The sequence below is a fragment of the Gracilibacillus halophilus YIM-C55.5 genome (assembly GCF_000359605.1).
GTDB lineage: Bacteria > Bacillota > Bacilli > Bacillales > Amphibacillaceae > Gracilibacillus > Gracilibacillus halophilus.
On the sequence record NZ_APML01000018.1, the window covers coordinates 1 to 18,551 of the forward strand.

At 39.0% G+C, this 18,551-nt stretch carries 15 protein-coding genes and 1 pseudogene; all 16 read left to right on the forward strand.

The window, feature by feature from the left end:
• Positions 1-98 precede the first annotated feature (98 nt).
• Positions 99-278 carry a small, acid-soluble spore protein, alpha/beta type gene (locus J416_RS04145; protein WP_003465849.1) on the forward strand — a complete coding sequence of 60 codons (180 nt, stop codon included), beginning with the start codon at positions 99-101 and terminating at the stop codon, positions 276-278.
• A gap of 94 nt (positions 279-372) precedes the next feature.
• Entirely contained in the window at positions 373-1,242 is an 870-nt protein-coding gene (gene ispE / locus J416_RS04150; RefSeq protein ID WP_003465852.1) for a 4-(cytidine 5'-diphospho)-2-C-methyl-D-erythritol kinase, read from the forward strand.
• Between the two features lie 54 nt (positions 1,243-1,296).
• On the forward strand, positions 1,297-2,109 hold the full coding sequence (purR, locus tag J416_RS04155; RefSeq protein WP_003465855.1) for a pur operon repressor: 813 nt from the start codon (positions 1,297-1,299) through the stop codon (positions 2,107-2,109).
• A gap of 215 nt (positions 2,110-2,324) precedes the next feature.
• Positions 2,325-2,615 (forward strand): septation regulator SpoVG, encoded by a 291-nt coding sequence (gene spoVG / locus J416_RS04160; protein WP_003465857.1) that lies wholly within the window; start codon positions 2,325-2,327, stop codon positions 2,613-2,615.
• A gap of 307 nt (positions 2,616-2,922) precedes the next feature.
• On the forward strand, positions 2,923-4,287 hold the full coding sequence (glmU, locus tag J416_RS04165; protein WP_003465859.1) for a bifunctional UDP-N-acetylglucosamine diphosphorylase/glucosamine-1-phosphate N-acetyltransferase GlmU: 1,365 nt from the start codon (positions 2,923-2,925) through the stop codon (positions 4,285-4,287).
• A 29-nt stretch (positions 4,288-4,316) separates the two neighbouring features.
• Complete coding sequence (locus J416_RS04170; RefSeq protein WP_003465860.1) at positions 4,317-5,267, forward strand: ribose-phosphate diphosphokinase; 951 nt, start codon at positions 4,317-4,319, stop codon at positions 5,265-5,267.
• A 104-nt stretch (positions 5,268-5,371) separates the two neighbouring features.
• A complete protein-coding gene (locus tag J416_RS04175) occupies positions 5,372-5,998 on the forward strand; it encodes a 50S ribosomal protein L25/general stress protein Ctc (protein ID WP_003465862.1) in 627 nt (208 codons plus the stop codon).
• A gap of 414 nt (positions 5,999-6,412) precedes the next feature.
• On the forward strand, positions 6,413-6,985 hold the full coding sequence (gene pth / locus J416_RS04180; RefSeq protein ID WP_003465863.1) for an aminoacyl-tRNA hydrolase: 573 nt from the start codon (positions 6,413-6,415) through the stop codon (positions 6,983-6,985).
• 73 nt (positions 6,986-7,058) lie between these two features.
• On the forward strand, positions 7,059-7,289 hold the full coding sequence (locus J416_RS04185; RefSeq protein ID WP_003465865.1) for an anti-sigma-F factor Fin: 231 nt from the start codon (positions 7,059-7,061) through the stop codon (positions 7,287-7,289).
• Positions 7,290-7,474: 185 nt separating this feature from the next.
• Positions 7,475-11,010 (forward strand): annotated as a pseudogene (gene mfd, locus J416_RS04190) (transcription-repair coupling factor).
• 162 nt (positions 11,011-11,172) lie between these two features.
• Positions 11,173-11,712, forward strand: a complete 540-nt coding sequence (spoVT, locus tag J416_RS04195; protein ID WP_003465868.1) for a stage V sporulation protein T — start codon at positions 11,173-11,175, stop codon at positions 11,710-11,712.
• A 150-nt stretch (positions 11,713-11,862) separates the two neighbouring features.
• A complete protein-coding gene (gene glcT / locus J416_RS04200) occupies positions 11,863-12,708 on the forward strand; it encodes a glucose PTS transporter transcription antiterminator GlcT (protein ID WP_003465870.1) in 846 nt (281 codons plus the stop codon).
• Positions 12,709-12,877: 169 nt separating this feature from the next.
• The gene (gene ptsG, locus J416_RS04205; protein ID WP_003465872.1) at positions 12,878-14,902 is read left to right on the forward strand and encodes a glucose-specific PTS transporter subunit IIBC; all 2,025 of its coding nucleotides are present in this window, start codon (positions 12,878-12,880) and stop codon (positions 14,900-14,902) included.
• 332 nt (positions 14,903-15,234) lie between these two features.
• The gene (locus J416_RS04210; protein WP_003465875.1) at positions 15,235-16,782 is read left to right on the forward strand and encodes a putative polysaccharide biosynthesis protein; all 1,548 of its coding nucleotides are present in this window, start codon (positions 15,235-15,237) and stop codon (positions 16,780-16,782) included.
• 11 nt (positions 16,783-16,793) lie between these two features.
• Positions 16,794-18,254, forward strand: a complete 1,461-nt coding sequence (gene yabN / locus J416_RS04215) for a bifunctional methyltransferase/pyrophosphohydrolase YabN (protein ID WP_003465878.1) — start codon at positions 16,794-16,796, stop codon at positions 18,252-18,254.
• 12 nt (positions 18,255-18,266) lie between these two features.
• Positions 18,267-18,533: an RNA-binding S4 domain-containing protein gene (locus J416_RS04220; RefSeq protein WP_003465881.1), complete on the forward strand. Its 267-nt coding sequence runs from the start codon at positions 18,267-18,269 to the stop codon at positions 18,531-18,533.
• The last annotated feature ends 18 nt before the right edge of the window (positions 18,534-18,551 follow it).

An 18,551-nucleotide genomic window follows, 5' to 3' on the forward strand; every position in this document is an offset into this window, starting at 1 on the left:
GTTTACGAAAACAGCCTTTTGATAAGGAAGAATGTATAGTCGTAACCATTTTACATACACTATGCGTGTCGTAGAAAACGACAGAAGGGAGTTTCTTTATGACCCGAAGACGGGGTGTGATGTCTGATCACTTGAAAGAGGAACTTGCCAAGGAGTTAGGTTTTTACGACACTGTGCAAAAAGATGGTTGGGGCGGTATCACAGCACGTGATGCTGGAAATATGGTGAAAAGGGCTGTGCAAATGGCAGAAGAGCGCATTTCTAGGGACAAAACCTAATTTTTAGGTTTTGTCCCTTTTCTCATCTTATGGTATGTTATCATAAGATATGTGGTATAAAAAATGGACGATGTGGTCGAAGTAGGTGTATTGAATGTTTATTTCTGAGAAAGCCCCAGCAAAAATTAACTTAACATTAGATGTTTTATACAAGCGCTCAGATCAATATCATGAAGTTGAAATGGTTATGACGACAGTGGATTTAGCTGATCGATTAGAATTTGTCTTGACAGAAGATGGTTCCATTACTGTCGTGTCTGAAAATCGATTTGTGCCGAGTGATGAACGAAATTTAGCATATCGGGCAGCTAAATTATTACAAGAGCGTTATCAAGTGACACGGGGTGTTCGTATTTATATAGAGAAACAAATACCAGTTGCAGCTGGTTTAGCAGGTGGAAGTAGTGATGCAGCGGCCACTTTAAGAGGTCTCAACCGATTATGGAATTTAGGGATTGAAACCGAAGAGTTGTCGTTATTAGGATCTGAAATTGGCTCTGACGTATCATTTTGTATATATAATTCCACAGCGATAGCAAATGGAAGAGGGGAAAAAATTACTGAATTGCCTCCGCCTCCCACTTGCTGGGTCGTTCTTGCTAAACCGTCTCAAGGGGTAGCTACTCCGAGTGTGTTTCAATCGTTGCAATTGGATCATGTGTTGCATCCTGATACACAAGGGATGGTTGATAGTATTAAGCGGGGAGACTATCAAGGGATATGTGAACGACTAGGCAATGTACTTGAATCAGTTACCTTACCTAATCATCCTCAAGTCCAACAAATAAAAAAGTTGATGCGTCATTCTGGTGCTGATGCTGTATTAATGAGTGGAAGTGGGCCAACTGTATTTGGCCTCGTACAGCAGGAAAAAAAGGCGGAGCGTATATATAACAGTTTACGCGGATTCTGTGAGCAAGTGTATGTTGTTCGTATGCTCGGTGAATCAACCGCACTTGAATAAACACGTATAAAATGATATATTTACCACAAAATATTCGGATTTTGAGGTGTAGCCATGAAACGTAGTGACCGGTTAGTAGCAATGACAACATATTTAACAGAACATCCGATGGAACTGATTTCACTTCCTTTTTTTTCAGAAACATATGGTGCGGCCAAATCATCAATTAGTGAAGATCTAGTCATTATTGATCGCATGTTCCAAGAAGATGGTATCGGATATTTATCATCTATCTCTGGGGCATCAGGTGGAGTGAAGTATATACCCAAAGTATCAAATGAGAATAGTGAAGCTTTTGTCGGTCAATTATGTACAGAATTGGCAGATCCCAATCGCATTTTGCCAGGTGGGTATTTATATATGAGTGATGTACTTGGTAACCCGGGTACCATTCGAAATATCGGACGGTTATTTGCCTCTCATTTTAGCGATTTAGAGCTTGATGCGATTGTTACAGTTGCGACAAAAGGAATTCCATTGGCTTATGCTGTCGCTTCCTTTTTACAAATCCCAGTCGTCATTGTACGACGTGATCCGAAGGTAACGGAAGGCTCCACGGTTAGCATAAATTATGTTTCAGGATCTTCGCGGAAAATTCAAACGATGGTTTTATCGAAACGAAGTCTCCAAGCTGATGCGAATGTTTGCATTATTGATGACTTTATGAAAGCGGGCGGAACCATTAATGGCATGAAAAGCCTGTTAAATGAGTTTCAAGCAAACGTTCGAGCGATTGGTGTTTTAGCAGAAGCTGAAGATGAAGAGGAAGAACGAGTTGTTGATAATTACACGTCGTTAGTCCAAATAAAGAACGTAGATGATAACAAACAAGAAATCGAGGTCACTAAAGGTAACTATTTTGAATAATCGAATTGTTTGAGAATATTGGGCTTCTATTTTTGCTTTTTAGTAGGAAGTCCTTTTTTTCGATGACTATGAATGTTGAGCCTCACACCACAAATTCCAAATAAGAACATTTTTTTAGCAAAATCATGAAATTTTTTTAAAAGTAGGCAGGAATTTATTAAAATTTGTTGAATAAGTAAAATAAGTTCTTAATAGGGAAAAGGTGGTGATACATAATGGAAGTTACTGACGTAAGATTACGCCGCGTGAATACCGATGGAAGAATGCGAGCAATCGCATCAATCACGTTAGATCAAGAATTTGTTGTTCATGACATTCGTGTGATTGACGGAAACAATGGTTTGTTTGTAGCAATGCCTTCTAAGCGTACGCCTGACGGTGAATTCAGAGATATTGCTCACCCGATTAACTCTGGTACTCGTTCAAAAATCCAAGACGCAGTATTAGAAGAATATCACCGTGTAGGAGAAGCAGAAGCGCAATACGAAGAAGCAGGTGCTTCATAAATTCATTGATTCTATCGATTAGTGGGAGCGTATACATAAACTCCCGCTAATTTTTTGTGTGAGTGATTCGTCATAACGAAAAAGCCTAGTCTTAGTGGCTAGGCTTTTTCTATTTAATGGTGTCATTTTACTAAGAACGAAACATCAGTTTCATAAAAAACTTCATGTTGAAAAAAACGTTGGTTTCATATATATTCATATTGGAAATGGCGATGGGTTATCCTTAAGCAAACCGTAAGATCATGTTACAATACATATATAAACGCTAATTTTTGATGCAGTTTAAAATATAGGCGGAGGGGAAAACATGTCGAATCGATTTGCCGTCGTATTGGCGGCGGGAAAAGGTACGAGAATGAAGTCAGAATTGTATAAAGTGCTTCATCCAGTGTTAGGAAAGCCAATGGTACAGCATGTAATTGATCAGTTAAACGCCATCCAGTTGTCTAGCATTACAACAGTTGTTGGACATGGAGCCGAAAAAGTGCAAGAACAACTCGGTGATGAGTCAGCGTTTGTTGTACAAGGAGAACAGTTAGGGACAGGGCATGCTGTTTTACAAGCGAAACCTTATTTAAAAGATAAGCAAGGTACGACGATTGTTGTATGTGGAGACACACCATTATTAACAGCAGATACTATACAGTCCGTCTTAGATTACCATGAAAAAGAAGAGGCAAAAGTTACTCTGTTAACGGCACATGCACATGAACCAACAGGATATGGACGCATTATTCGTGATGATGCGGGTCAAGTCGAGCGTATTGTGGAAGAAAAAGATGCAACTACACAAGAAAAGGGCGTTCAAGAGATTAATACAGGTACATATGCATTTGATAATCAACTATTATTTGAGGCACTTGACCAAATTTCGAACGATAATGCCCAAGGTGAATATTATTTGCCAGATGTCATTGAAATTGCGCAACAAAAGCAAGAAAAAGTCCTTGCCTATCAGACTATGGATTTTCGTGAAACGGTAGGTGTGAATGATCGTGTTGCTTTGTCACAAGCAGAAGCTTTTATGAAAGAGCGTATTAATGAGCAACATATGCGTAATGGGGTAACGATTGTTGACCCAAATCAGACGTATATCACACCAGATGTCGCTATCGAACAAGACGTAACGATTTATCCAGGATGTTATATTCAAGGAAACACGACCATTCGAAACGGTGCACAAATTGGGCCGAATACGGAAATAAACGATTGTGAAATTGGACAACATACAATTATTAGACATAGTGTGGCCACATCGAGTGAGATTGGGAAACGTGTCCAGGTTGGTCCGTTTGCCCATATTCGCCCGGAAGCATCGGTAGGTAATGATGTAAAAGTGGGAAATTTCGTTGAGATTAAGAAATCAAGCATTGAAGATGAAAGTAAAGTTCCCCACTTATCTTATATAGGTGATGCGCAAATTGGTCGTGGTGTCAATATTGGTTGTGGCACGATTACAGTCAATTACGATGGAAAAAATAAATTTAAAACAAAAATTGAAGATGATGCATTCATTGGTTGTAATGCTAATTTAATCGCACCAGTAACGGTTGGTGAAGGGGCTCTAGTTGCTGCTGGCTCAACGATTAATCAGGATGTGCCGTCTGACGCGCTGTCAATTGGTCGAGCGAAACAAGTAAACAAAGAAGAATATGCAAAAAAGTATAAATAAAGATATTAGAATGTTTTGGAGGTATCAACATGTCCCAGTATAAGGATTCGTCCCTGAAGGTATTCACATTAAACTCAAACCCAGCCTTAGCAGAGGAAATAGCAGCCAACATTGGCGTAGAATTAGGGAAGAGCTCAGTGACCAAATTTAGTGATGGCGAAATTCAAATTAACATTGAAGAAAGTATTCGTGGTTGTGATGTCTATGTTGTACAATCCACTTGTGAACCAGGTAACGAACACATTATGGAATTATTAATTATGGTCGATGCGTTGAAACGGGCTTCAGCTAAATCCATTAATATAGTGATACCTTACTATGGCTATGCACGTCAAGACCGTAAAGCACGGGCAAGAGAGCCAATTACTGCAAAATTACTAGCAGATTTGTTACAAACGGCAGGGGCGACGCGAGTCATTTCATTAGACCTCCATGCTCCGCAAATTCAAGGTTTTTTCGATATACCAGTGGATCAACTGCTAGGTGTGCCGATTCTATCAAATTATTGGAAAGAAAAAGGCTTAGAGGATATTGTCGTTGTATCCCCTGATCACGGTGGCGTAACAAGAGCTCGACAAATGGCTGAACGATTAAAGGCGCCGATTGCGATTATTGATAAACGTAGACCTCGTCCGAACGTAGCAGAGGTAATGAATATTGTCGGTAAGATTGAAGGAAAAACAGCGATTATTATTGATGATATTATTGATACAGCTGGCACGATTACATTAGGCGCTAATGCCTTAATGGAAAATGGAGCCAAAGGTGTTTATGCTTGCTGTACACATCCAGTGCTTTCTGGGCCAGCCATCGAACGGATTGATAATTCTGAAATTCAGGAGCTTGTAGTGACGAATAGTATTCCGCTTAAAGAGGAAAAACAAATCGATAAAATTACACAGCTATCAATTGCACCTTTAATCAGCGAAGCGATTATTCGTGTCCATGAACGCCAATCAGTTAGTGTACTTTTCGATTAATGTGTAGCCAACACCTGTTAGATGATGAAAAACATGTTTAATCCATAGTTTGTCAGGGAATGACTTAATATACATGTTCTAAATTCATATGGAGGGTGATGAACTTGACAGTAGCATTACAGGCAAAGAAAAGAGATAACTTACTCAAATCGGTAACAAAAGAAATTCGAAAGGCAGGAGATGTTCCAGCTATATTATATGGGAACGAAGTGGAACCGCAAACCATTTCTGTCAATAATATCGAATTAGTGAAAACCGTGAGAGAAGAAGGTAGAAATGCGATTATTTCTCTACAGGTAGATAATGATCACCTGGATGTGATGCTCCATGACTATCAAACGGAACCATTAAAAGGAGAATTAATTCATGCCGACTTTTATGCGGTGAACATGTCTGAAGAAATGGATGTCAATGTGCCGATATCTGTAGAAGGTGAAGCCAAAGGTGTGAAAGAAGGTGGCGTTTTACAGCAACCACTATATGAATTACAAGTTAGAGCAAAACCAAGAGATATTCCTGAACAAATTACAGTTAATGTAACGGATTTAGAAATCGGTGATAGTATTTTGGCTTCGGATTTGAAAGATGGTAAGAAATACGAAGTACTAGAAGATGAAACAGCGACAATTGTTTCTGTGCTTGTTCCTGACGAACAGCCGAGTGCAGAAGAAGCAGCAGGCGAAACAGAAGATGCAGAACCTGAAGTCATTAATGAAAAAAGCGACAGTTGAGATGAATCCTAGAGGAGAAAGGCGCAACAATTCACGTTGCGCCTTTTATAGTGACTTTATTTAGGTGAGTGCTTGTACCGGATTAGTACAATAATGGATCCGAAATGGTTAATTCCATCAGTATTTGCTTCAAACAGAAGAAATGAAAGTGGCTGTTTGCATTGAAAAATGATATATGCTGCAAACAGAATGAGCAGAAGCGTTTATTTGCATTGAAAATCGATATATGAGTCAAACAAGGAATGAAAAAGCATCTGTTTGCATGAAATATTCATTTTCCCTGCCAATCGTTGACTTTAGATGCATCTGTTTGCAGGATAAAAGCACTTGGAACATATGACTCCGCTCACTTTAGTCGGTATTTTATTTATGTTAAACTAAGATAAAATTATGTGGTAAGGGAAGTTGTTTTAGATGAAATGTATTGTGGGGTTAGGAAATCCTGGTTTTAAATATCGTAAAACACGTCATAACGTTGGTTTTATGGTCATTGATGAATTGCTTCATAGACACAACTGGAAATTAACGAAAAATAAATTTAATGGCTTATTTTGTATGGAAACCTATCAGAACGAAAAAATTATGTTATTAAAGCCACAAACATTTATGAATTTATCAGGTGAATCGATTGTTCCGTTAATGGATTTTTACCAATTGCAGCCTGACCAAGTAACGGTGATTTTTGATGATTTAGATTTGCCTTTAGGAAAGATCAGATTGCGACAAAAAGGTGGACATGGTGGCCATAATGGCATTCGTTCGGTCATTGATCAGTTAGGCGCGAAGAATTTTAACCGTTTACGCTTCGGTATTGGAAGGCCAGATACACCGATGTCGGTCGTTGATTATGTATTAGGAAAATTTCCAAAATCACAACATCCGACGCTAAATGAAACAATTGCTAAAGCAGCAGATGCGATGGATGAGTGGATGGAATCACCGTTTCAGGTGGTTATGAATGAATATAACCAATCTTCAGCCGAATAATTTACATGTATAACGAGTGATAAGGTCGTTAACAATAAAAATAAATCATCCTTGGAGTCATAAGGAGGTTCATATGACCTTAGTGTATACATGTAAACATTGTGGTGGAGAAGTTGGCCGAATTAATCCGACAGAAATAAATGCGGAACGATTAGGTTGGAATGTACTTTCAACTGAAGAACGTCAAAAGTTAATGCAATACCAGCCTGATCAATCCATCAATTTTGAAGTCATTTGTGAAAGTTGCCAGCAAATATTAGAACAAAATCCAGAATATCATGAATTAGATCATTTCATACAATGAAGAAGAGACTTAGTTTATTACTACATTACTGGTGAAATAGCTTAACAAAACATTCTACGCACTCAAATAACTGACAAAAAAGCTTTGGTGAAACGCCAAAGCATTTTTGCAGTTTGATCGAAGCATACATGCGAGTCAAAGCATGATCATATATAGTAGGTATAGGAAAACTAGGGGGAGCGCTTATGCAAGCACTAAAACAGTATTTATTAGATCGTGAGGATATCTATTCAATTGTTGATGGGATTGAGTCTGGCTTACAAGAGCAATTGATATCTGGTTTATCTGGTTCGACCCGAAGTCTTTTTAGTTCGATGATACAGGAGTCGACCGATAAGAAAATGTTGTTAGTCACTCATCAGTTGTCACAGGCTCAACAGTTATATGACGATTTGATCGAGTTTTCAGATACGAAAAATGTTTATTTATATCCGGTGAATGAGTTGTTAGCATCAGAATTAGCTGTTGCTAGTCCGGAGTTGTTAAGTCAACGGATTGACGCTTTAACGCGGTGGCTAGAGCAGGATGATGGTATTTTGATTGCACCTATCGCAGCATTGAAACGCATGCTTCCACCTGTTGAATATTGGAAGTATTATCAGCTTTCTTTTCAAGTTGGGGCAACATTAGATATTGAAAAAACCTTACAATCACTTCATGAGATGGGATATGTACGTCAGCAAATGACAAGCCATGCTGGCGAATTTAGTATGCGCGGCGGTATATTAGATATTTACCCGCTAACAGAAACAAATCCGATTCGAATTGAATTGTTTGATGATGAAGTAGATTCGATTCGTTATTATGATGGTGAGTCGCAAAGGTCATTAGAAAAGGTGGATCAAGTATGGATTACACCAGCGACGGAGTTATTATTATCAGATCAGGATATCTCTGCAGGAGCACAGCGCCTCGAACAGGCGTTAGAAGAATCGTTAAAGAAACAACAGGATGATGTCAACAAGCAAGAATTGCAACAAAATGTATCTCAAGATATTGAGCGCTTAGCAGGACTCGAACGCTTTCAAGAAATGCGAAAGTATGTCCATTACTTTTATCAACAGCCTCATAGCTTGTTAGATTATTTATCGTCAGATGGCATACTGATACTCGATGAAATGAGTAGAATCCAAGAAACAGGCATCCATTTAGATGAAGAAGAAGCAGAATGGATGCGCGATCGTTTAGAGAGGAATCAAACTGTAAGGGATTTAAAGCTATCATTTGATTGGAATGACGTATGGGCTCATATGAAGCAGCCACGTGTGTATATGTCCGTTTTTTTACGTCATATTCCGAATACCAATCCGTCAAATATTGTGAATATATCATGTCGGGCGATGCAACAATTTCATGGTCAAATGCATTTATTACAAAATGAAATGCAGCGATGGTCGAAAGGGGACTATTCGGTCATTATTGTTGCGCCAGATCAGCAACGTGCAGAAAAAATCCATGGTGTATTAGATGATTATGACATGCATTCTATGATGATCAGTGAAGTACCAGCTTTTCCTTTGTCCGCGCCAACTATTGTTGTAGGGAATGTCACCGGAGGATTCGAGCTTCCCATGCATCAAGTAGCAGTGATCACTGAATCCGAATTATTTAGACAAAAGCGGACAAATCGGAAAAAGAGGAAACGAAAAGTATCAAATGCAGAACGCATTAAAAGTTACCAAGAATTACAGATTGGTGACTATGTCGTTCATGCGAACCATGGGATTGGGCGTTATGTTGGGATTGAGACGCTACAAGTAAGTGGATTGCATAAAGACTTCTTGCTCCTTCAATATTCTGGAGATGACAAGCTCTTTGTGCCGATTGATCAAATTGATTTAGTGCAAAAATATGTTGGCTCTGAAGGCAAAGACCCTAAGTTATATAAATTAGGCGGTAACGAATGGAAGAAAGTAAAGCGAAAAGTGCAGTCGAAAGTGGAAGATATCGCTGATGATTTAATTAAGCTATATGCCGAAAGGGAAGCTTCCAAAGGATACGCATTTTCTGAAGATACTGAGATGCAACGCGATTTTGAAGCATCATTCCCTTATCAAGAAACAGAGGATCAGCTTCGTTGCATTCAAGAAATCAAAGAAGATATGGAGAAAGTTCAACCCATGGATCGATTGTTATGTGGTGACGTCGGTTATGGAAAAACAGAAGTAGCGATTCGAGCTGCTTTCAAAGCTATTGTGGACGGAAAGCAGGTAGCGATCCTCGTTCCGACAACGATTCTTGCTCAGCAACACTATGAAACAATTATGGAGCGGTTTCAAGAGTATCCGATTAACATTGGCATGCTTAGTCGTTTTCGCACCAAGAAACAGCAGAACGACACGTTAAAAGGTTTGAAAAATGGAACGGTTGATATAGTCATTGGCACGCATCGTTTGTTATCGAAAGATGTGATTTACAATGATTTAGGGTTACTCATTGTTGATGAGGAACAACGTTTTGGAGTCAAACATAAAGAAAAAATTAAACAATTAAAAACCAATGTTGACGTACTGACGTTAACAGCAACACCGATTCCACGAACATTGCATATGTCAATGCTTGGTGTGCGCGATTTATCAGTAATTGAAACACCGCCTGAAAACCGTTTTCCGATCCAGACATATGTCATGGAATATAATGGGCCGCTTGTGCGTGAAGCTATTGAACGCGAAATTTCCCGGGGTGGTCAAGTGTATTTTCTTTATAATCGCGTGGATTCCATTGAACGAAAAGCACAAGAAATCCAGGCGCTCGTGGGTGATGCGCGTGTTGCAGTGGCTCATGGGCAAATGAATGAAGCAGAATTGGAAAATGTAATGTTTTCATTTTTAGAAGGTGAAGCAGATGTCTTAGTGAGTACGACTATTATTGAAACGGGTGTTGATATTCCGAACGTCAATACGTTAATTGTATATGATGCAGACCGAATGGGATTAAGTCAACTATACCAGTTAAGAGGGCGAGTTGGTAGGTCAAATCGTGTCGCATATACGTATTTCACGTATCAGCAAGATAAAATTTTAACCGAGGTATCGGAACAACGACTACAAGCATTAAGGAATTTACCGAACTTGGATCTGGGTTTAAGATTGCGATGCGTGACTTGTCGATTCGTGGATCAGGAAATATTCTAGGTGCAGAGCAGCATGGTTTTATTGATTCGGTTGGTTTTGACATGTATTCTCAAATGCTGCAAGAAGCGATACAAGCGAAGAAAAAAGGCAAAACGATCGAAGAAGTCCAGCCGTTTGAAGTTGAGCTTGATTTGAAGATCGATGCATATATTCCAGATGATTATATTCCAGATGAGAAGCAGAAGATTGATATGTATAAACGTTTCCAGGCTGTGCAATCAAAAGAGGACATTGAAGATTTAAAGGACGAAATCATTGATCGATTCAGTGATTACCCAGAACAAGTAGAGAACTTGTTCCGTGTATCGGAATTAAAAATGCTCTCTAAAGCAGAACGTGTTGAGGCCATATCAGAACAAAAGCGCAATATCGAAATTATTGTTGATGAAGAAGCTAGTCAAGCAATTGATGGCGCCAAGTTGTTTGAATTCTCGAATCAATACGGTCGAATGATCCAATTAGGGACAGAGGGCCGTAAGTTGAAAGTAACGTTCCGATTGAACCCGCAACAATCACATGAACGTTATCAGATCTTGCAAAAGTTCCTTGAGGCCTTGCAAGAAATGAAATCCGTGCCAGTTGCTTAATAGCTATGGATGGCGAGTGCAAGATCTTTTTGGAAATTCTAATAGGAAAATGGTATAGCTCTCACCAAATGTAAACATACTAAGTCTACACCTAGTTATTTCATCCCCGCTAGAAATAACGGTAGCACAGTTCATACAAGAAAGCGAGGTCATAGAGAAATTATGAAGGCAACAGGTATCGTACGTCGTATTGATGATTTAGGTAGGGTTGTGATCCCAAAAGAAATTCGGAGGACTTTACGCATTCGAGAGGGAGATCCGCTAGAAATTTTTGTTGACCGTGATGGAGAAGTTATATTGAAAAAGTATTCCCCGATTAGTGAATTAGGAGATTTTGCTACAGAGTATGCAGAGGCTTTATTTGATTCTTTAGGGTTATCCGTACTTATAAGTGATCGAGATGAATTTATCGCTGTTGCAGGTGAGACGAAAAAAGAGTACTTAGGAAAACATATCGGTAAAAGCCTTGATCAAATGATGGATAATCGAGACTCTGTTTTGGAAACGAGTACGAATACGGTTGAATTGATTGAAAATAAAGAAGAGGAAGTCGCTGCTTACACGTTACAACCAATCGTGGCAAGCGGTGACCCAATCGGCTGTGTCGTCTTATTTACCAAAGAAAAAAAAGATTTTGGCGAGTCCGCTCAAAAAGCAGCACAAACCGCTGCCACTTTTTTGGCGAAACAAATGGAATCATAACAGACAATTACCTAGTGTACATCATAACTGATGACACTAGGTTTTTTAACTTCTTCTTTCGTTGGTTGTAAGTTTATTACTGGTTAAATTTGTGGAAGTCATGTACAATATCAATCATGAAAAATGCAACCGTTTAAATGGGGGATCACCATGGAAGAAGAAATGGTCGTGATTAAAGCGCTTAACAATAATGTGTTAATTGCTTCGCACGCGACGTACAATGAAGTCATTCTCATTGGAAAAGGGATTGGCTTTAATAAGAAAAAAGGAGATCAAGTGCCAGCAAGTCAGGCTGAGAAAACGTTTTTATTGAAGGACGAGCATGAACAAATGCAATATAAACAGTTGTTATCTCATGTGGATCAAGAACTGATGGATATATTGAACGATGTCATCTTGCATATCGAAGAACGAATGGATGAATCATTAAATGAGCACATCCATGTTGCTTTAACTGATCACTTATCCTTTGCGATTAACCGAGCCAACCAATCGATTCAATTTACGAATCCTTTTTTATTCGAAATTGAGTCGCTCTATCCTAAGGAATATCAAGTGGCTGAAGAAGTCGTTGCCTATATCACAGAGCAGGTTGGGGTAACGTTTCCTGAAGGTGAGGTCGGTTTTATTGCCTTACACATTCATAGTGCTGTAACGGATAAGGCTATTCGCGATATGAATCGTCATCATCAATTAATTGCTCAACTCGTTGAAATGGTCGAAGAAAATTTGGAAATGACATTCGATCGAAAAAATGTCAATTATAATCGTTTAGTTCAGCATTTACACCGTGCTATCGAGCGTGTGTATCAAGGAGAAAAGTTAGGAGAAGAAACAAATTTAGCAAAAGTATTGAAAGCGACTTATCCGATGTGCTATAATCTAGCATGGAAATTGATCAAAGTGATGCAACAACAATTAAATACACGTGTAGATGAATCTGAGGTGTTATATCTAACGATTCATTTACAACGATTAATGCAATCATCTGAATAACGTGTTACTGATCTGATCAGGCATGAGTAAAAAGGATGTTTTCGGAAAATCTATGGGTGGAGTCTATCCGATAGGTGTTCTGAAGGCAATTCCTTTTACTCATGCCTTTTTTATTGTTGTTGGCAAGCTTTTGATTCCACTATATGTTATGTAAAAGGAGGATCTTCGCATGTCTAATCTATTTGGGACATTGCAAAAAGTTGGGAAGGCATTAATGCTTCCTGTTGCCTTATTACCAGCAGCTGGTATTTTAATGGCATTTGGTACTAGCTTCGCCCAAGATCAATGGGTAGAAAAGTTCCCTTGGTTCGGTAATGAAAGCGTTCAAGCCGTTCTAGGGGTTATGGAGGAAGCTGGTGGAGTTGTTTTTGATAATTTACCTTTACTATTTGCTGTCGGTGTAGCAATCGGCTTAGCGAAGGGTGATGGTGTCGCTGGTTTGGCAGCTATTATCGGTTATATGATTATGAATGTAACGATGGGTGAAATCGGTGGCATTACCGATGACATGACATCTGAAGCTGCCTATGAAAGTATGCTAGGTGTTCCGACACTCGGTACCGGTGTGTTCGGGGGAATTATTGTCGGGATACTGGCCGCCTATATGTATAATCGATTTTATAATATAGAGTTGCCGCAGTTTTTAGGATTCTTTGCTGGTAAACGATTTGTACCGATTATTACCGCTTTTTCATCTTTAATTTTAGGGTTAATTATGTACGCTGTTTGGCCATTTGCACAAGATGGATTGAACGCAGTTTCCCACTTTATGCTAGAAACAAATCGGACACTTTCTACTTTTGTTTTCGGTATTATTGAAAGAGCGTTAATTCCATTTGGTTTGCACCATATTTTCTATTCGCCATTTTGGTTTGAATTTGGCACATATACGAATGCAGCAGGTGAATTAATCCGTGGAGATCAAACCATCTTCTTTGAACAGTTAAAAGATGGTGTCGACTTTACAGCTGGTAACTTTATGACTGGTAAGTTTCCATTTATGATGTTTGGTCTTCCAGCAGCAGCATTAGCCATCTATCATACGGCAAAACCTGAACGCAAGAAAGTGGTTGGCGGTATCATGTTCTCCGCAGCCTTAACGTCCTTCTTAACAGGGATTACAGAGCCACTTGAATTCTCATTCTTATTCGTGGCGCCGTTACTATTTGCGATTCACTGTGTGTTTGCTGGTTTATCGTTTATGACGATGTATTTATTAGATGTTAAGATTGGTATGACCTTCTCGGGCGGTTTTATTGACTATCTGTTATTTGGTATCATGCCGAACCGTACCGATTGGTGGTGGGTGATCATCGTTGGTTTAGTCTTCTCTGTCATTTATTACTTTGGTTTCCGCTTTGCGATTCAGAAATTTAATTTAGCAACACCTGGTCGTGAAGATGAAGCGAATAATGCAGAAGACGAAGGAGAGACAGATGACCGCCCTTACGAAATTTTAACGGCTATGGGTGGTGAAGAAAATATCACCAACTTAGATGCTTGTATTACTCGTTTGCGTGTGAGCGTAGATGATAAAGGAAAAGTAGACAAAGATAAATTGAAGCAATTAGGTGCTTCTGGTGTCATGGAAGTTGGTAATAACATTCAAGCGATTTATGGCCCATCATCTGACACGATTAGAGGCCAAATGCAAGATATTATAGATGGTAAGTCACCACGACAAGAAGCAGATGACACAAATGAAGCAACAGAGGGTGAAGAAACAGCAAGTATTCAAGGTGACTTGAATTTTGTCAGCCCAATAGAAGGAGAAGTCTTGCCGTTAGAAGAAGTGCCTGATCAAGTCTTTTCCACTAAGATGATGGGTGATGGTTTCGCCATTAATCCAGTAGATGGCAACATTGTGTCACCAGTAAACGGGAAAATTGTGAACATCTTCCCTACAAAACATGCGATTGGTATTTTAGCTGATAATGGTGCTGAACTGTTAATCCATATCGGTCTTGATACGGTGAACTTAAAAGGTGAAGGCTTTACCGCCAAAGTTGAAGAAGGCGATGAAGTGAAACAAGGACAGTTGTTAATGGAAGTTGACCTGTCTTATATTGAAGAAAACGCACCGTCAAAAATTACACCAGTCATCTTTACGAACTTGGGTGAAGGGCAGTCGATTCAATTAAATGCCTCTGGCAAAGTCCAACGAGAAGATGATAATATTATTGATATTCAATAAGAGAAATAGCTCCAAAGGTTGATCAGAACCTTTGGAGTTATTTTTTTACAAAGAAAAGTAAATTCGTATATAAAAAAAGTACAATAAATTCAATCCGTTTCAGAATTCAATTTCGAAAACAAAATGAACATTTTTGGAAAACGGCACATGCATGCAATTGATTTTCGCTTCAGACGGACGCTTTTACCCATAGGGCATAAGTCAACATCTGCTCAAGTAAACTTTCGCAGTGCATCCTATACCGCGTCTTTTGTTCATGAGTGAAACGGTCTAATCATATGCGTTGATATGATATAATGGTGATGGATTTTGATCTTTAAGGGAAGAATAAGATGACACAAGATATAAAGAACAACCGTTTATGGAAAGGCGCTTTTTTATTAACGATAGCTAGTTTATTCGGTAAAGTATTGAGTGCTTTTTACCGCATACCGTTACAAAATCTAACTGGCGATATGGGATTTTATGTGTATCAGCAAATCTACCCACTTATTGGCATGATTTTTATGTTTGGATTATATGGATTGCCATCAGCCATTTCGATGTTTATGGCATCACATCCGAAAATCGCTTATAGTAAGCTGTTTTTTAAACAATTGTTTGTGATCCTGCTCGTTTTCTGTTTGTTTTTGTTTGGCTTATTGTATATGTCAAGCCCTGTTCTGGCAACATGGATGGGGGATGGACAATTGCAGCGGTCTCTTCAGTACGCAGCCTGGCTTGTGTTACTGATTCCGGTTGTGACGTTGTTTCGGGGTGGACTGCAAGGTCATGAAATGATGAGCCCCACAGCCATTTCACAAATGATTGAGCAACTGATTCGAACACTTATCATTATTACGACCGCTTATCTTATTTTTCGTTATCAATTAGGGGTCTATCAAATCGCTGATGGCGCTGTCACGGCAGCCATTGTTGCATTGGTTGCTTCATCATTTTATCTCTACCGGGCATTTTCAAAACACATCACTCTCGATCAACATTCATCCGGTGTTGATTACTGGTCGCTCGTCAAGGGTGTAGTGTTTTATGGCATCATTGTAAGTGTGAATCATATGCTTCTTCTATTTCTGCAATTAGCTGATGCTTTCAGTATTGTACCAGCACTGAAAGATATAGGCTACGAATCATTCCACGCAAAGGAAGCAAAAGGCGTGTTAGATCGTGGACAACCTTTGTTGCAGTTAGTGACTGTCGTTGGTTCATCTGTAGCTCTTGCGCTCATTCCTCATATGACGAAAATGAGCTGGCAAGTGAATCCGAAAGCATCATTGGCGAAAATGAGGACAGCTATCAGAATAGGTACATATCTTTCGGTAGGAGCGGCAATGGGTTTGCTCTTTTTATTTCCTGAAATCAATGTTATGTTTTTCAAAAATGAAGCGGGCACACTCAGTTTACGGCTGTTATCACTTGTTGTCCTATTTAGTGCAGTCACCGTTATAATAACATCTTTGTTACAAATGTTTGGCTATATCAAAATAACAGCGGTTGTTTTCGTTGTTGGGTTTAGTGTGAAATGGTTATTAAATGAGTGGCTTGTGTCGGTATTTGCCATTAGTGGAGCTGCGGTTGCTACAGTATTGACAGTGGGCTTTTTATTTTTATGTACGTATTACTTCTTATACCGTGCGGTTGGGAAACAACATTTATTCAACATCCATTGGCCATCATTTTTATTGGCTTGTAGTGGTTTACTGCTTTCGTTAATTGTTTTTGAACAAGCATTCCGTTTTGTAGCAGTGTATGAAACAAGATCTTTGCTATTTGGTTATGTCTTGTTACAAGTGTTAGCTGGACTATTTGTATATATGTTCATTCTATGGAAAACAAGTGGATTTACAGATGAAGAGAAAGAAATATTAAAAAAACGAAAATAAGGGTGACAGAAATGCAGAAGATCGAGGTACTTGGTTTGGGTGGTGGTGATATTAATCAATTACCACTGGGTGTATATCGCCAATTACAAAACACAACGAGTAAATGTTTTGTGCGAACAAAAGATCATCCTATCGTGGAACAATTAGAAACAGAAGGAATAACGTTTACTTCATTTGATCATATCTATGAAAAACATGATCAGTTTCAAGATGTTTACAAGGAGATCACTGAACAATTATTGCAATACGCATGGGAAGAAGGACATATAGTTTATGCTGTACCAGGACATCCCATGGTAGCAGAACGTACGGTTCAGCTGTTATTGGAACAAGATCAAGTTACGATCGAAATGGCAGGTGGACAAAGCTTTATAGATGATGTATTAACAGCAGCGAACATTGATCCAATCGAAGGGTTTCAATTGATCGATGCGACAAGCTTTGAACGTCACCAATTACAGCATCAACAACACACGATTTTTTCACAAGTATATGATCAAATGATTGCTTCGGATGTAAAACTTGTTTTGTTAGAAGATGTCGCGCCAGAGCAACTGGTTTACTTAATTGAGGCAGCGGGCAGTAGTGAAGAAACCGTGAAGCAAGTGCCGTTAGTCGAGCTTGATCAAGAAGCGACGTTGAGCAATCTGACGAGTGTGTATGTACCACCTATTGATAGAGAGAAATTGCATCATCAGTTTTTCTGTTTGCGTGATGTGATTGCTACATTGAGAGGGCCGAATGGATGTCCGTGGGATCGTAAGCAGACCCATGAATCGCTTAAGAAATATTTAATTGAAGAAACGTATGAAGTGTTGGAAGCTATTGATAAAGAGGACGATGATGGCATTATCGAAGAACTTGGTGATATCCTCTTACAAGTGATGTTACATAGTCAAATTGGTGAGGATGCAGGATTTTTTACCATTGATGACGTAATATATAGTATAACGGAAAAAATGATTCATAGGCATCCACATGTATTTGCAGATGGGGATGCAACGACTGCAGAAGAAGTGAAAAATAACTGGGAAGAACTAAAGAAACAAGAGAAACCGTCATTCAGTCATAAAACAGTATTAGAAGGATTAAATCAAAGTCTTCCAGCTACGTTATATGCTGAAGAAATGCAAAAAACTGTATCTAAAGTCGGATTTGATTGGGATGAGCCACATGCGATGTGGGAAAAAGTAGAAGAAGAATTGCAAGAATTTCGTGAAACCTTACGGAATGGCCATAAGGCGGAAATGGAGGATGAATTTGGCGATATACTATTTGCAATGATCAATCTAGCAAGATATTATAAACTTAATCCTGAAGTTGCGTTAATGCATACGAATCATAAATTTCAGCGTCGTTTTTCTTATGTTGAACAAAAAGTTGAAGAAAGCGATAAGTCATGGGACGATTATACATTACAAGAACTCGATCGTTATTGGGAAGAAGCGAAGACAATGGAACTAGAGAGGTAGGGAATGGACGAAATGCGACTGGATAAATTCTTAAAAGTATCTCGATTAATTAAGCGGCGAACATTAGCCAAAGAGATTGCCGATCAAGGGAGAATACTGGTGAACGGGAATCATGCGAAAGCTGCCACTACGCTTCAAGAAGGAGATGAACTCCAGATTCAGTTTGGTCAACGGTTATTAACAATTGAAATTAACCGTTTGAAAGAAACCGTCAAAAAAGATGAAGCAAGCGACCTATACACGATTAAAGATGAGCAATTATTAGGCAATAACAGTTAATTTTATAAGTTCTAAACT

Coding starts and splice junctions, on each gene's coding strand:
- J416_RS04145 (WP_003465849.1), top strand. CDS start 99: ATGACCCGAAGACGGGGTGTGATGTCTGATCACTTGAAAGAGGAACTT.
- ispE (WP_003465852.1), top strand. CDS start 373: ATGTTTATTTCTGAGAAAGCCCCAGCAAAAATTAACTTAACATTAGAT.
- purR (WP_003465855.1), top strand. CDS start 1,297: ATGAAACGTAGTGACCGGTTAGTAGCAATGACAACATATTTAACAGAA.
- spoVG (WP_003465857.1), top strand. CDS start 2,325: ATGGAAGTTACTGACGTAAGATTACGCCGCGTGAATACCGATGGAAGA.
- glmU (WP_003465859.1), top strand. CDS start 2,923: ATGTCGAATCGATTTGCCGTCGTATTGGCGGCGGGAAAAGGTACGAGA.
- J416_RS04170 (WP_003465860.1), top strand. CDS start 4,317: ATGTCCCAGTATAAGGATTCGTCCCTGAAGGTATTCACATTAAACTCA.
- pth (WP_003465863.1), top strand. CDS start 6,413: ATGAAATGTATTGTGGGGTTAGGAAATCCTGGTTTTAAATATCGTAAA.
- J416_RS04185 (WP_003465865.1), top strand. CDS start 7,059: ATGACCTTAGTGTATACATGTAAACATTGTGGTGGAGAAGTTGGCCGA.
- spoVT (WP_003465868.1), top strand. CDS start 11,173: ATGAAGGCAACAGGTATCGTACGTCGTATTGATGATTTAGGTAGGGTT.
- glcT (WP_003465870.1), top strand. CDS start 11,863: ATGGAAGAAGAAATGGTCGTGATTAAAGCGCTTAACAATAATGTGTTA.
- ptsG (WP_003465872.1), top strand. CDS start 12,878: ATGTCTAATCTATTTGGGACATTGCAAAAAGTTGGGAAGGCATTAATG.
- J416_RS04210 (WP_003465875.1), top strand. CDS start 15,235: ATGACACAAGATATAAAGAACAACCGTTTATGGAAAGGCGCTTTTTTA.
- yabN (WP_003465878.1), top strand. CDS start 16,794: ATGCAGAAGATCGAGGTACTTGGTTTGGGTGGTGGTGATATTAATCAA.
- J416_RS04220 (WP_003465881.1), top strand. CDS start 18,267: ATGCGACTGGATAAATTCTTAAAAGTATCTCGATTAATTAAGCGGCGA.